This window comes from Nocardiopsis salina YIM 90010, assembly GCF_000341025.1.
GTDB classification, from domain to species: domain Bacteria; phylum Actinomycetota; class Actinomycetes; order Streptosporangiales; family Streptosporangiaceae; genus Nocardiopsis; species Nocardiopsis salina.
In genome coordinates this window covers 1-13,465 of the sequence record NZ_ANBF01000205.1, presented here as the reverse complement: position 1 = coordinate 13,465, position 13,465 = coordinate 1, and the positions used below count along the sequence as shown (strand labels likewise).

The 13,465-nt window shown below is 71.7% G+C and carries 10 protein-coding genes and 1 pseudogene; 7 read left to right on the top strand and 4 right to left on the bottom strand.

The annotated features are described in order from the left end of the window. The first annotated feature begins 6 nt into the window (after positions 1-6). The 5 genes and pseudogenes from D474_RS0123455 (at position 7) to D474_RS0123430 (ending at position 5,451) form a co-directional block, all read left to right on the top strand. Positions 7-276 carry a sarcosine oxidase subunit delta gene (locus D474_RS0123455; RefSeq protein WP_017615921.1) on the top strand — a complete coding sequence of 90 codons (270 nt, stop codon included), beginning with the start codon at positions 7-9 and terminating at the stop codon, positions 274-276. Next, a pseudogene (locus D474_RS34365) lies at positions 273-3,090 on the top strand (2Fe-2S iron-sulfur cluster-binding protein). The gene D474_RS0123455 and the pseudogene D474_RS34365 overlap by 4 nt, the downstream one beginning before the upstream one ends. Further along, a complete protein-coding gene (locus tag D474_RS0123440) occupies positions 3,083-3,682 on the top strand; it encodes a sarcosine oxidase subunit gamma (protein ID WP_017615918.1) in 600 nt (199 codons plus the stop codon). The pseudogene D474_RS34365 and the gene D474_RS0123440 overlap by 8 nt, the downstream one beginning before the upstream one ends. Positions 3,683-3,739: 57 nt before the next feature. Next, complete coding sequence (locus D474_RS0123435; protein ID WP_017615917.1) at positions 3,740-4,822, top strand: S-(hydroxymethyl)mycothiol dehydrogenase; 1,083 nt, start codon at positions 3,740-3,742, stop codon at positions 4,820-4,822. After that, entirely contained in the window at positions 4,822-5,451 is a 630-nt protein-coding gene (locus D474_RS0123430; protein ID WP_017615916.1) for an MBL fold metallo-hydrolase, read from the top strand. Before D474_RS0123435 ends, D474_RS0123430 begins: the two co-directional genes overlap by 1 nt. 196 nt (positions 5,452-5,647) lie before the next feature. On the opposite strand, the gene D474_RS0123425 is transcribed toward D474_RS0123430, so the two are convergent. The 3 genes from D474_RS0123425 to D474_RS0123415 form a co-directional block, all read right to left on the bottom strand. Further along, positions 5,648-6,808 (bottom strand): aromatic ring-hydroxylating oxygenase subunit alpha, encoded by a 1,161-nt coding sequence (locus tag D474_RS0123425; RefSeq protein WP_017615915.1) that lies wholly within the window; start codon positions 6,806-6,808, stop codon positions 5,648-5,650. 154 nt (positions 6,809-6,962) lie between these two features. Next, on the bottom strand, positions 6,963-9,344 hold the full coding sequence (locus D474_RS0123420; protein WP_017615914.1) for an FAD-dependent oxidoreductase: 2,382 nt from the start codon (positions 9,342-9,344) through the stop codon (positions 6,963-6,965). Positions 9,345-9,558: 214 nt separating this feature from the next. Next, positions 9,559-10,311 (bottom strand): IclR family transcriptional regulator, encoded by a 753-nt coding sequence (locus D474_RS0123415; RefSeq protein ID WP_017615913.1) that lies wholly within the window; start codon positions 10,309-10,311, stop codon positions 9,559-9,561. Positions 10,312-10,469: 158 nt separating this feature from the next. On the opposite strand from D474_RS0123415, the gene D474_RS0123410 reads away from it, so the two are divergent. Both D474_RS0123410 and D474_RS0123405 read left to right on the top strand, forming a co-directional pair. Next, a complete protein-coding gene (locus D474_RS0123410) occupies positions 10,470-10,790 on the top strand; it encodes a bifunctional 3-phenylpropionate/cinnamic acid dioxygenase ferredoxin subunit (RefSeq protein WP_017615912.1) in 321 nt (106 codons plus the stop codon). After that, positions 10,787-11,971: an NAD(P)/FAD-dependent oxidoreductase gene (locus tag D474_RS0123405; RefSeq protein WP_017615911.1), complete on the top strand. Its 1,185-nt coding sequence runs from the start codon at positions 10,787-10,789 to the stop codon at positions 11,969-11,971. The genes D474_RS0123410 and D474_RS0123405 overlap by 4 nt, the downstream gene beginning before the upstream one ends. A gap of 116 nt (positions 11,972-12,087) precedes the next feature. On the opposite strand, the gene D474_RS0123400 is transcribed toward D474_RS0123405, so the two are convergent. Continuing rightward, positions 12,088-12,558, bottom strand: coding sequence for a DUF6069 family protein (locus tag D474_RS0123400; RefSeq protein WP_017615910.1), 471 nt, complete (start codon positions 12,556-12,558; stop codon positions 12,088-12,090). Positions 12,559-13,465: the final 907 nt, after the last annotated feature.

The following is a 13,465-nucleotide window of genomic DNA, read 5'->3' as shown; positions in this document are numbered from 1 at the left end:
GTCCAGATGATGCTCATCCCCTGCCCGTGGTGCGGGCTGCGCGACGAGATCGAGTTCCACTACGGCGGGCAGGCCGGCGTGGCCTACCCGCAGGACCCGCAGGCCGTCTCCGACCAGGACTGGGCGGAGTTCCTGTTCTTCCGCGACAACCCCCGGGGCGAGTTCGCCGAGCGCTGGCTCCACGCGGCCGGGTGCCGCCGTTGGTTCGGCCTCCGGCGCGACACCGTCACCAACCGGGTTCTCGACCGCGACGACACGAGGACGGTGGCCCAGTGAGCAACGGGTTCAGGCTGCAGGCCGGGGGACGGATCGACCGCGACCGTCCGCTGCGCTTCACCTTCGACGACCGCGAGTACCAGGGGTACGAGGGCGACACCCTCGCCTCGGCCCTGCTGGCCAGCGGGGTACACAAGGTCGCCACCAGCATCGAACACGGGCGCCCGCGGGGGATCATGGCCGCGGGGGTCGAAGAACCGAACGCGCTCGTGCAGATCGACGAGCCCTTCCCCGAACCGATGCAGATCGCGACCACGGTCCGGCTCACCGACGGTCTGGCCGCCACCGGGCTGCCCGGACAGGGGCGCCTGGCCACCGGACCGGACCCCGCACGGTACGACCACATGCACGCCCACTGCGACGTACTCGTTGTCGGGGCCGGGCCCGCCGGTCTGGCCGCGGCGCTGACAGCGGCACGCAGCGGGGCCCGGGTGATCGTCGCCGACGCGGACACCGGGTTCGGCGGCGCACTGCTCGGAAGCTCGGAGCAGTTGGACGGCGCGCCCGCCGACACCTGGGTGCGGCAGGCCGTGGCCGAACTGGACCGCTACCCCGAGGTCCGGCAGCTTCACCGCACCACCGTCTTCGGGCACTACGAGGACAACTACCTCGTCGCCCTCGAGCACCGGGGCGAGCACGCCCACACCCGTCAGCGCGTGTGGCGCATCCGCGCCCGCGAGGTCGTGCACGCCACGGGCGCGCACGAGCGGCCGCTGGTCTTCTCCGGCAACGACCGGCCCGGGATCCTGCTCGCCGGCGCCGCGCGCACGTACCTGCACCGGTACGGGGTCGTACCGGGCGAGCGGGTGGCCGTGTTCACCACCGACGACAGTGCGTACGCGGCCGCCGTGGACCTGCACGACGCAGGCGTGGAGATCGCGGCGGTCGTGGATGCCCGCGGGTCCGTGCCCCCGCCCTGGGAGTCGCTGTGCACCGAACGCGGGATCACGCTCATGCCCGGGTCGGCGGTCGTGACCACCTCCGGCCGGGAGCGCATCGACCAGGCCCGTGTGGCGCCGTGGTGGCAGGACGAGGCGGCACCCGGCGCGGAGCACACGCGCCTCGCATGCGACACCCTCCTGGTCTCGGGCGGCTGGAACCCCGCGGTGCACCTGCACAGCCAGGCGCGCGGGAGCCTGCGCTTCTCCGAGGACCTGGGCGCGTTCGTGCCCGACGAGTTCCCTCCTTCGGTGCGGTCGGCCGGTTCCGCGGCCGGGGAACCCGCCACCGACGCGTGCCTGGACAGCGGCGCGGACGCGGGCGCCAGGGCCGCCGTGGCCTGCGGGCTGACTGCCGGGCCGGCCGAACTCCCCCGNCCGCACCGTGTGGCTGGTGCCCTCCCCCACCGACTCCACCGGGGACACGCAGTACGTGGACCTGGCCCGGGACACCACTGTCGCCGACATCCGGCGGGCGATCGGGGCCGGCATGGAATCGGTCGAGCACATCAAGCGGTACACGACCTTGAGCACCGCGCACGACCAGGGCAAGACCTCGGGAACCCTGGCGAGCGGGGTCATCACCGAGCTCCTGGGGCGCAGCACGGGCGAGATCGGCACGACCACGTTCCGGGCGCCCTACACCCCCGTGGCCTTCGCCGCTCTGGCCGGGCGCGAGCGGGGCGAACTGTACGACCCGGTACGGGTCACCTCGATCCACGACTGGCACGTCGAGCAGGGCGCACCGTTCGAGGACGTGGGCCAGTGGAAGCGCCCCTGGTACTACCCGCGCGGGGGCGAGGACATGGAGGCCGCGGTCCTGCGCGAGTGCGGCGCGGTGCGTGGGGGCGTGGGCATCCAGGACGTGTCGACGCTGGGCAAGATCGATGTGCAGGGCCCGGACGCCGCCGAGTTCCTCGACCTCGTCTACACCAACAGGATGAGCACGCTGAAGGTCGGGCGCGTGCGCTACGGCCTGATGTGCCACGCGGACGGCATGGTCTTCGACGACGGCACGGTGGCGCGTACCGGGGAGCACCGGTACCTGATCACGACCACGTCGGGCGGCGCGGCCGGGGTCCTGCAGTGGTTGGAGGACTGGCTGCAGACCGAGTGGCCCCACTTGCGGGTGCATCTGACGTCGGTGACCGAGCACTGGGCCACCATCGCGCTCGCGGGCCCGCGCTCGCGCGAGGTCCTGTCGCGGGTGGCGCCCGGTATGGAGCTGGACAGGGACGAGTTCCCGTTCATGTCCTGGAAGGACGGCACGGTCGCCGGACACGGGGCCAGGGTCTTCCGGATCAGCTTCTCGGGTGAGCTCGCCTTCGAGGTGAGCGTGCCGTGGTGGAACGGGCGCGAGGTCTGGGAGGCGCTCGTCGAGGCGGGCGAGCCCCTGGGTATCACGCCCTACGGCACCGAGACGATGCACGTCCTTCGTGCGGAGAAGGGCCTGCCGATCGTCGGCCAGGACACCGACGGCACCGTGACCCCGTACGACCTGGGCATGGGCTGGGCCGTCTCGAAGAAGAAGGACGACTTCCTGGGCAAGCGCTCCTTCACCCGTGCCGACACCGCACGCACCGACCGCAAGCAGCTGGTGGGCCTGCTGCCCGCCGACCCGGGCCTGGTACTGGCCGAGGGGGCCCAGGTCGTGGAGCACGCCGAGCTGCCGGCGCCCCCGGTCCCGATGCTGGGCCACGTCACCTCCAGTTACCGCAGTGCGGTGCTGGAGCGCGGGTTCGCCCTGGCCCTGGTCGAGTCCGGGCGCGACCGGATCGGCGACACGGTGCACGCCACGGCCGGCGACCGGCTCGTCGCGGCCGAGATCACCGACCACGTCTTCTACGACAAGGAAGGAGCACGCCGCGATGGCTGATTTCACCGGCGAATCGCCCCTGGCATCCCGGGCGGGACTGTTGGCCGGGACCTCCGTTCCGGGGGCCCTGGACATCGGGGAGATCCCCTTCCTGACGCAGATCGCCCTGCGCGTCGAGCCGGAGGGTGCAGCTGCCGCACGGGTCGGTGACGCCCTGGGCTCGCCCCTTCCGGGTCCCGGCGCGTCCGCCGTCGCCGGGGACCTCCTGGTGCTGTGGATGGGGCCGGACGAGTGGCTCGTGGTGGGTGAGCAGGGACGTGCCCCGGACGTGGAAGAGGCGCTGCACAAGGCCCTGGACGGCGATCACGGCGCGGTCGTGGACGTGTCCGGGCAGCGCACGGTGGTGGAGATCGCCGGACCCCGTTCCGAGGAGTTCCTGAACAAGGGCTGCTCGCTCGACCTGCACCCGTCCTCCTTCGGCCCGGGCAGGTGCGCGCAGACGCTGCTGGCGCGCACGGAGGTGACCCTGATCCGGCGCCACGGGTCGACCCCGGTCTTCTGGGTCCTGGTCCGTTCGTCCTTCGCCCGCCACCTCGCGGACTGGTCGGCCGACGCGGCCGCCGAGTACGGGGGCCGCGCGGCTCTCGCGTGAGAGCGATCCCTTCGCAAGACCCGAACACCGAGTCCCCGAAAGAAGAGGGAGTACACCATGACCGTCGTGCGTGGCGTGGTCGCCCGCGGCAAGGGCGAACCCGTCGAGGTCGTCGACATCAACGTGCCCGACCCGGGCCCGGGTGAGGCCGTGGTCCGGATCCAGGCCTGCGGGGTCTGCCACACCGACCTGCACTACAGGGAGGGCGGGATCAGCGACGAGTACCCGTTCCTCCTCGGGCACGAGGCCGCCGGGATCGTCGACGCCGTGGGCGAGGGTGTCCCCGACGTCGCGCCCGGGGACTTCGTCGTCCTGAACTGGCGCGCGGTGTGCGGGAACTGCCGCGCCTGCGCCCGCGGCAGGCCGCAGTACTGTTTCGAGACCCACAACGCGGCACAGCCCATGACCCTCGAGGACGGCACCCCGTTGTCCCCAGCTCTGGGCATCGGCGCCTTCGCCGAGAAGACGCTCGTGCACTCGGGCCAGTGCACCAAGGTCGACCCCTCGGCCCGCCCCGCGGTGGCCGGGCTGCTGGGCTGCGGTGTGATGGCGGGCATCGGCGCGACCGTCAACACCGGGCAGGCCGGCCCGGGCGACTCCGTGGCCGTCATCGGGTGCGGCGGGGTCGGCAACGGCTCCGTGGCCGGGGCGCAGCTGGCCGGTGCCCGGCGCATCATCGCCGTGGACACCGACCCGGCGAAGCTGGAGTGGGCCCGCACGTTCGGTGCCACCCACACCGTCAACGCGGGCGAGACCGACACGGTGGAGGCGGTCCGGGAGCTCACCGGCGGGCACGGCGCCGACGTCGTGGTCGACGCGGTCGGGGTGCCCGAGACCTACAAGCAGGCGTTCTACGCCCGCGACCTGGCCGGAACGGTCGTGCTGGTGGGCGTCCCGACCCCGGAGATGACGTTGGAGCTGCCGTTGCTCGACGTCTTCGGGCGCGGCGGCGCACTCAAGTCCAGCTGGTACGGCGACTGCCTGCCGAGCAGGGACTTCCCGATGCTGGTGGAGATGTACCAGCAGGGCCGGCTGCCCCTGGAGGAGTTCGTGACCGAGGAGATCGCGCTGGACCGGGTCGAGCATGCCTTCGACCGCATGCACCGCGGCGAGGTGCTGCGTTCGGTGGTGACGCTCTGATGGCGGCCCGGATCCAACACACGGTCACCTCGGGCACGTTCACCCTGGACGGGGCGACCCACGACGTCGACAACAACGTGTGGGTGGTGGGAGACGACCGGGAGTGCCTGGTCGTCGACGCGCCGCACGAGGTCGACACCATCCTCGACCTGGTGGACGGGCGCAGCGTGCGCGCGGTGCTGTGCACCCACGCCCATGACGACCACGTGCGCCGGGCCCCGGAGCTGGCCGACGAGACCGGTGCGCCGGTACTGCTGCACCCCGATGACCGGGTGCTGTGGGACCTCACACACCCGGAACGATCCCCGGACGGCAAGCTCACCCACGACCAGGAGCTCCGGGCGGGCGGGGCACAGTTCCGGATCATCCACACCCCGGGGCACGCGCCGGGATCGGTGTGCGCGTACTCCCCCACCCTCGGCACGGTCTTCACCGGCGACACCCTCTTCGCCGGCGGCCCCGGGGCGACCGGGCGTTCGTACTCGGACTTCGGCGTGATCGTGGAGTCCATCCGCCACCATCTCCTCCCGTTGCCGGACGAGACGGTGGTGCATCCGGGCCACGGTGAATCGACCACGATCGGCGCGGTCCGGGCCGAGTTCGACGCCTGGGTCGAACGCGGCTGGTGAACCCGGGCCCCGGCACGCCGGGGCCCACGTCCCGCACGGCGCGGCCCGGAACGGCCGCGCCGTGCGTTTCTGCCGTGCGATGTGTGCCGCGGGCACGTTCCCACCCCGGGGCCGGTCCCGACCGGGTGCTCAGACGCAAGCACGGCGCGGCCCCGAGGGGGACCGCGCCGTGTGCTGCTCCTGTGCCGGTCTCCGGTCAGGTGCGGCCGGGGGCGATGGCCGCCTCGACCCAGGTGTGGAACTCCCCGATGTGGTGTTCGGAGGGGACGAGGACCCCTCCCCCGGCGTACTGGCGCGACGACATCGCCGGCTGGCACCGCTCACACGCGTCGAAGTCCTGCTGGTTGACGCGGTGGAAGATCTCCACCGACCGCGACAGGTCCTTGCCGCTGTCGACGACCTCCTGCGTGTAGAGCCAGTCGCACTCGACGATGGTGCGGTCGACGGCCACCGGGTACATGCGGTGGAAGATGACGTGGTCGGGCACCAGGTTGACGAACACCTGCGGGCGCACCGTGATCGCGTAGTAGCTGCGGTCCTGTTCCTCGCTCACCCCGTCGAGCCGGCCGAACCCCTCGCTGCCGTCGACGGTGAAGCCCTCGACGTCCTCACCGAAGGACGCACCGTGCCCCACGTAGTACTGGGCGGCGTAACCGTCGGCGAACTCGGGCAGCACCTCGGTCAGTTCCGGGTGGATCGTGGCGCAGTGGTAGCACTCCATGAAGTTCTCGATGATGAGCTTCCAGTTGGCCTGCACGTCGTAGGTGATGCGTTTGCCCACCGTGAGCCCGTCGATGCCGTAGTTGTCGATGGCGGCGGTGCTGCCCAGGCGTGCGACGACGTCGGCGACGACGGTCTCCTCGAACGAGGGCGGGTCGTCGGCCAGGCACACCCACACGTAACCGAGCCATTCGGTCAGGTTCAGGGGCTGCAGCCCGTAGGCGGTGCGGTCGATGTCGGGCATCGAGGTGAGGTTGGGTGCGGCGACGAGCTTGCCGTCGAGCCCGTAGGTCCAGGCGTGGTAGGGGCACTGGAAGGAGCGCTTGACCGCGCCCGATTCCTCCATGCACAGGCGGGCGCCGCGGTGCCGGCACACGTTGAGGAAGGCTCGGGGTTTCCCGTCACGGGCGCGGGTGACGATCACGCTCTCCCGGCCGATCTGCACGGTGCGGAACGCGCCCGGTTTGTCCAGGTCGGAGCTACGCACCGCGCAGAACCATTGGGCCTCGAAGATGTGCTCCTGTTCGAGCCGGAAGGTTCCGGGGTCGGTGTAGTCGGTGCCGGGCAGGGTCGGGACGAGGCTGTCGGCGGGGGCCTCGTCGGCGGCCGGGGTATGCACGGACGTGCCTTCGGTCAACGGGGGGCTCCTTGCGCGGTGTTCGGAACTCCGGAACTCGGTGGCACCGGCCGGGTCAGGGGCCGGGGGTCGGCAGGGCGGGTGCAGGAGGGCAGGGGACGGTGGGGCAGGTGCAGGAGGGGCGGAGCGCGGGCGGGCCGGGCCATGCAGCGGGTCAGGCGCGGGTGGTCTCGGTGACGGGCCGGGGGTCGGCGGCCACGGTGGCCTTCACCCGCTCCCCCAGGTGTGTGATCCCCACGCCCTGTCCCGGGGCTGCCAGGGACGTGGGCAGCCAGGCGTGGGCGATGCCGGTGCCGACCGTGTATCCGATGTCGGCACGGGTCACGTGTCCGACCACAGCACCGTCGGCGTGGACCGGGTCGGCCCCTCCGACACTCGCGCGGGGGTCGTCGATCATCAGCCGGGTGAGCTGCCGGGCGGCAGGGGTTCCGGCGCGTTCCTCCAGGGCCTCCTTGCCGCGGAAGTACCCCTTGCCCATGCGCACGAGGTGGCCCAGGCCGGCCTCGTGGGGATCGTGTTCGGTGGTCACGTCCCTGCCCCAGGAGCGGTGGCCCTCCTCCAGGCGCAGGCTGTCGAAGGCCGCGCGCCCGGCGGCGATGAGGCCTTGGTCGCGGCCGGCCTCCCACAGGGTGTCCCACAGGAGCCGCCCGAGATCGGCACTGGTGTGCAGTTCCCATTCGGGTTCGCCGATGCCGGCGGTGTGCAGTGCGACGACCGGCGCAGCACCCAGGTGCAGGCGCAGCGCCCGGGGCAGCCCGGGGCTGTGATCGGACAGGTCGTGTGCGCAGAGCTGCTGCATCAGGGCCTGCGCCTGCGGCCCCCACAGCCCGAGGCAACAGGTGCCCGCGGTGAGGTCGCGCAGGTGCACGCTGCCGTTGCGGGGCAGGTGCCTGCGCAGCCAGTCGACGCCGGTGGTGCCGTCCGCCCCGACGAGGAACCGTGCCTCGTCCCGGCGCACGACGGCCAGTTCACCGCGGACTCTGCCGTCGTCGTCGAGCATGAGGGTGTACACGACAGCGCCCGGTTCACGGTCGACCTCGTTGGTGGTCATCGTCTGCAGGAAACTCAGGGCCTCGGGGCCGCTGATCTCCACCCGGGTGCGCGGGGTCAGGTCGAACAGGGCCGCACGTGCGCGGGCCACCAACGCCTCGGCGCCCACGACGGGCGAACGGTCGCGATCGGGCCACCCGTGGCGTTCGACGACCCTTTCGACCTCGGGCAGGGCTGCGTTGGCGTCGTACCACTGCGGGCACTCCCAGCCGGCGGACTCAACGGAGCGGGCACCCAGTTCCAGCTGGCGTTCGTGGAAGGGCGAGGTCCGCAGGGGGCGGTCCCCGTCGGTCGGGCGCGGGACACGCACCCCGGTGTGCAGAGCGGTGCGGGCGAGCCGGCTGTGCCGGTGCACGTAGACGGGGGAACTCTGGACCTCGTCGAACCGGTCGAGTTCGCAGCAGTGCAGGTCGTCCCGGGGCCTGCCGTCGACGATCCATTCGGCCACCGACGCGGCCACCCCCGCGGCGTGGGAGGCGCCCACCGCCTGGACGACCCAGAAACCGCCGAGGGCGGGGTGCTCTCCGAGCAGGGGGTGGCCGTCGGCGGTGGCCAGGGCCTCGCCGGGCACGGTGTGGGCGTCCGTCCGCCCCGCGAGCCCGGGCACCAGGTCGGCGACGGGGCCCCAGCCGGGGACCGCGGCCCCGGTGTCCCCGTCGGGCTCGGTCCGGTACCCGTGGGCCCACAGATGCGGGGAACCGGCGCGGCGGCCGGTACTGAGGGCGGTGTCCCCGTGCCGCAGGATCGGCCCGCGCGCGTCGAACCCTTCACCCTCCTCGGGCCACGGGGCGGTGTGCAGGTACCGGTGCGGCAGGTCGGTGACGGGCAGCGGGAGGCCCACGGTCGCGGCGATGGCCGGGCCCGAGGCGCCCGCGCAGGAGACGACGGCGTCGGCGCGGAAACTGCCGTGTTCGGTGGTGACGGCGCGTACGCGGTCGACCCGGCGTTCGATGCCGGTCACCCGGTGGAACGGCAGGAACCGCACCCCGCGTTCGACCGCGCGTTCGACCTGGGCGCGGGCGGCTCCGTCCAGGTCGACGGTGCCGTCGCCGGGGGTGTACAGACCGCCGAGGAGCGGGGCCGCCCCGAGCTCCGGGTGGAGGCCGGCGCACTGTCCGGGGGTGAGCAGCGACGCTTCCACGCCCCAGGACGTGGCCCACCCGTGTCGGTGTTTGAGGCCGTCCCACCGTTGCGGGGTGGTCGCCAGTTCCAGCCCTCCCAGGTTCCGGAACAGGGGGCGCCCGTCGACGGTGAGACCCGCGTAGGTCTCGGCACTGCGTACCGCACACGCGGACAGGGTCTTGCACGGGCCGCCCCGGAAGAGGAAGGCGGGACCTCGGGGGTGTTCGGGGGAGGCGCGGGCCGTGGGCAGCGGCCCCTGTTCCAGGACGGTGACCCTGGTCCACCCGCGAAGACTCAGCTCGTCCGCGAGGGCGCAACCGACGGTTCCCGCGCCGATGACGACGACATGGGGCTGCGTGGCCATGACGGCCCTCCTGTGCCTCCGGTGTTGCTGTATATACAACACGATGCGGGATGCGCAACGACGTAGGAACCAATGTGATGTACACGAGAAGGCGCTGTCAACCCCCGCAGAAAAGGTTCGGAGACCCCGCTTTTCATGCCCCGGACACAACCGAAAAAGGGTGGGGACCGGAACCCGGCCCCCACCCTCTGAAGAGGAAAAACGACAATTCGGGTCAGCGTTCCACGTGGCCGAGTCTTCCGGAGAATTCCCGCGCGGCCGAGTCCAGCTCCCGGGCCAGCTGCCGCACGCGCCGGTTGGAGAGCCGGTAGGAGGGACCGGACACGCTGATGGCCGCGATGACCGACTCACCCGGACCGCGCACCGGGACCGCGCACGCGTGCAGGCCGGGCTCGAGCTCCTCGAAGCTGGTGGAGTACCCGTCCTCGCCCACCGCCTGCAGCACGGGCCGCAGTTCGTCGGGGTCGGTGATGGTGCGCGCGGTGTAGGAGGGCAGGTCGCCGCCGAGGAACTCCTCCCGCTCGTCCTCGGTCATGGACGCCAGCAGGATCTTGCCGCTGGAGGTGGCGTGCAGTGCGGTGCGCTGCCCCGTCCAGTTCTGGGCCGCGATCGCCGACGATCCCCGCGCCTGACTGACGTTGACGGCGCTCATGCCGTCCAGGACGGCGATGTTGACGGTCTCACCGAGGCGCTGCGCGAGCTCCTCACAGAGCGGAGTACCCAGGCGCCCGACGTCGATCTGCCTGGTCACGGCCCCGGCGAACCGAAGCATGGCGAAGCCGATGGTGAACCGGCCGCGTTCGCCGTCCTGCTCGACGAGCCCCTTCGACTGGAGCGTGTACACCAGCCGTGAGGCCGTGGACTTGTGCACGCCCAGCTCGGCAGCGATCTCGGTGATGCCCGCCTCCCCCTGACGCAGGAGGAATTCGAGGACAGCGACCGCACGGTCGACCGATTGCACGATCATCGAATCTTTGCGCTCGGAGTTTCCCATAGAGAAACAGTAAGCACGCAGAACGGACATCAGCAATTCCCACCGAACCCCTTGACGCGTTCTCGAGCGGAACCGCACGATGATGTTGCGCATTACACAGAGCGTTCCTCATTACGCAACGGAGGGTTCCGATGCTGCTTGCCGCATGCGCCGTGGAGGACCTGCCCATGGGCGAGTCGGTCCGCATCGACGCCGACGTCCCGATCGCGGTGTTCAACGCCGACGGCCACCTGTACGCGATCGACGACACCTGCTCCCACCAGGACGCCTCGCTCTCCGAAGGCTGGCTGGAGGACTGCTTCGTCGAGTGCCCCCTGCACGAAGCGATGTTCGACCTCCGTACGGGGATGCCGAGCTGCCTGCCCGCGAAGAAACCCGTCCGCACCCACCCGGTCGTGGTCGACGGCGGCCACATCTACGTGCAGCTCGTGGAGCAGGAGGCGGTCGCATGAGGACGGTCACCGTGGTCGGCGCCTCACTCGCCGGCATGCGTTCGGCAGAGCACCTGCGGGCGCAGGGGTTCGAGGGACGGCTCGTCGTCGTCGGCGAGGAACCCCACCTGCCCTACGACCGCCCCCCGCTCTCGAAGCAGTTCCTCGCCGGGACCGCCGACACCGCGTCCCTGGCCCTGGGCGAGCAGTCCGACTTCGACGACCTGGACGCACAGTGGCGCCTGGGCGTACGGGCCACCGGCCTGGACACCACCGCGGGCACGGTCGCACTGTCGGACGGGACCGAAGTCGCCACGGACGGTGTGGTCGTGGCCACCGGCGGTCGGGCCAGGACCGTACCGGGCACCGACGGGATCGAAGGGGTGCACACGGTCCGCACCATCGAGGACACCCTCGCCCTGCGCTCGGACCTGGCCGAGAACCCCGGCCCGGTCGCGGTCGTCGGTGCGGGCTGGATCGGGACCGAGGCCGCCTCCACCTGCCGGGCGCTCGGGCTGGAGGTCACCGTGGTCGAGGCGGCGCGCGAGCCCCTGGTGCGTGCGCTGGGGCCGCGCATGGCGGGGATGTGCACCGGCCTGCACGCCGAACACGGGGTCACGCTCCGGTGCGGCGCGGGGGTGCAGGAGTTCACCAGCGCCCCGAGCGGGTCGGGGCGACGGGTGACGGGGCTGGTCCTGGCCGACGGCACCCGGGTTCCGGCGAGCGTGGTCGTGCTCGGGGTCGGAATGCGTCCGGCCACTGAATGGCTGGCCGGTTCGGGTCTGGAGGTGGACGACGGCCTGGTGTGCGACGCCGGGCTGGTGGCCTCGGCCCCGAACGTGGTCGCCGTGGGGGACGTGGCCCGGTACCGGTCGGCCTCCGGCCAGGTGGTGCGCCACGAACACTGGACCAATGCATCGGAACAGCCCGGTACGGCAGTGCGCAACCTGCTGGCCGGCGCGACGGTGGCCGAGTACCGGCCCTCCCGGTACGTGTGGTCGGACCAGTACGGGTGCCGCCTGCAGGTCGCCGGACACACCGAGGACGCCGACGAGGTCGAGGTGGTCGAAGGCTCGGAGGAGAGCCGCTCCTTCGTGGCCGCCTACCGGCGCGCGGGTAGCACCACCGGGGTCTTCGCCATGAACAACCCGAAGCTCTTCACACGCATGCGGCGGCAGCTGCTCAGGCCTGCGCCCGTCTGAGCGCGCACCGCGCGTACCCCACTCATCCGTGCGCCGGCGCACGAGAGGCGCCCGGATCCGGGAGGACCTCGGATCCGGGCGCTTCCTGCTGCACCGCCGGCCGTGCAGAGTCCCCGTCAGGGCGCCCGGCGCGCGGCGAGCACGTGCCGGCGCAGGCCCTCCAGTGCGAGCACGACCACGGTGCCGGAGATCAGGTGCATCAGGGTGAGCGAGGTGATCGTCGCCGCGTCGGCCCCGTAGGCGAACACGCTCCAGAGCGTGCCCACGGCCATCAGGGCACCCAGCACCTGGGCGAGCCGGAGGACGCCGGTCCACCAGCGTGCGATCACCGAGGCCAGGACGATGCCGAGCACCATGGGCGCGATCGACGAGGAGACCACGGAGCCGGCCTGGATGACGTAGTCCGGCTCTCCGGGCTCCACCAGGGCGAGCGTGGCCCCTGAGGCTTGCGCCGCACCCCACACGAGCAGGTTGAGCACGGTCGCGGCGCCGGCCCCGAAGAGGACGGCCTGCCACCAGTTCAGCGCGGTGCGGCGAGTGTTCCCCGGTGCCGGGCGACTGGTGCGGGTGGGTTCGGTGGATGTCATGTCGGACTCCCGGTGTGCGTGTTCTCGATCTGACACCCACAGCCTCTTACCTGAAGCTTTGTTGAGGTCAAGGGTCGATTTCCGCCTCACCTGCACGGGAAGAATGCCGGGCCCGGGTGCGTTGCAAGCCCCCTCGCCCACCCGTGGCCCAACCGCCTCCCTCCACCACCCTCAATGGAGACCTCCCGTCCGGTACGCGCACGGGTGCGCGCCGACCTGGCCCTTTCGGACGTGACCTGGCCGGAGTACCGGGGCTGGGTCCAGCGGCCCCGCAGCACCCTTGAGTTCGGGGAGGTGCGGGGTGTTGTGTGTTCTGTGGTGTTGCCTCGGGGGTGGTGGTCCGTCGGGGCCGGGATCGTAGCCCGGCCGGGCCCTCACGCAACCCTTCGGCACCGCCCCGATCCTTGATCTTGGCGTGGATGTGGACGCGTTGTGATGGGTTGGGCACGGCGCCTCGGGGTGTGCGTTCCGGCCCTGTCCGCCGGGCTGACCCGACCCGCATCGACGAACCACCCGCTCCCCCGAGGCCCCTGGCAGCCCAAAGGAACGGGATCAAGGGCAACTACAACTACCCACCCCCTGGGGTGCCTCATTGCGACCAACGGTCGAGGCGTGTGCGCGGCTGCTCGCTCCTGCCGCGGGCGCAGGCGCGGCATGCCCCGCACACTCCCGGCAGGGCATTGAGTCTCAGGGGTGGCAGGTGTGTGCACATCCTCCGGGCCCCGGCACTCCCGGCAGGGCATTGAGCCTCAAAGGTGACAGGTGTGCGGTCGGCCTCCGAGTGGCGCTTACGCGCTGCTTCTCATGGGGCCAGTGGGACCGGTGTCCGGCTTCAGGCCGAGGATCTTGCTACTGGAGCCGGGTTCAGCGCCGATATTGGCTCTGGTAGCAAGATCTACTGGGGATC

Coding starts and splice junctions, on each gene's coding strand:
- D474_RS0123455 (WP_017615921.1), top strand. CDS start 7: ATGATGCTCATCCCCTGCCCGTGGTGCGGGCTGCGCGACGAGATCGAG.
- D474_RS0123440 (WP_017615918.1), top strand. CDS start 3,083: ATGGCTGATTTCACCGGCGAATCGCCCCTGGCATCCCGGGCGGGACTG.
- D474_RS0123435 (WP_017615917.1), top strand. CDS start 3,740: ATGACCGTCGTGCGTGGCGTGGTCGCCCGCGGCAAGGGCGAACCCGTC.
- D474_RS0123430 (WP_017615916.1), top strand. CDS start 4,822: ATGGCGGCCCGGATCCAACACACGGTCACCTCGGGCACGTTCACCCTG.
- D474_RS0123420 (WP_017615914.1), bottom strand. CDS start 9,344: ATGGCCACGCAGCCCCATGTCGTCGTCATCGGCGCGGGAACCGTCGGT.
- D474_RS0123415 (WP_017615913.1), bottom strand. CDS start 10,311: ATGATCGTGCAATCGGTCGACCGTGCGGTCGCTGTCCTCGAATTCCTC.
- D474_RS0123410 (WP_017615912.1), top strand. CDS start 10,470: ATGCTGCTTGCCGCATGCGCCGTGGAGGACCTGCCCATGGGCGAGTCG.
- D474_RS0123405 (WP_017615911.1), top strand. CDS start 10,787: ATGAGGACGGTCACCGTGGTCGGCGCCTCACTCGCCGGCATGCGTTCG.
- D474_RS0123400 (WP_017615910.1), bottom strand. CDS start 12,558: ATGACATCCACCGAACCCACCCGCACCAGTCGCCCGGCACCGGGGAAC.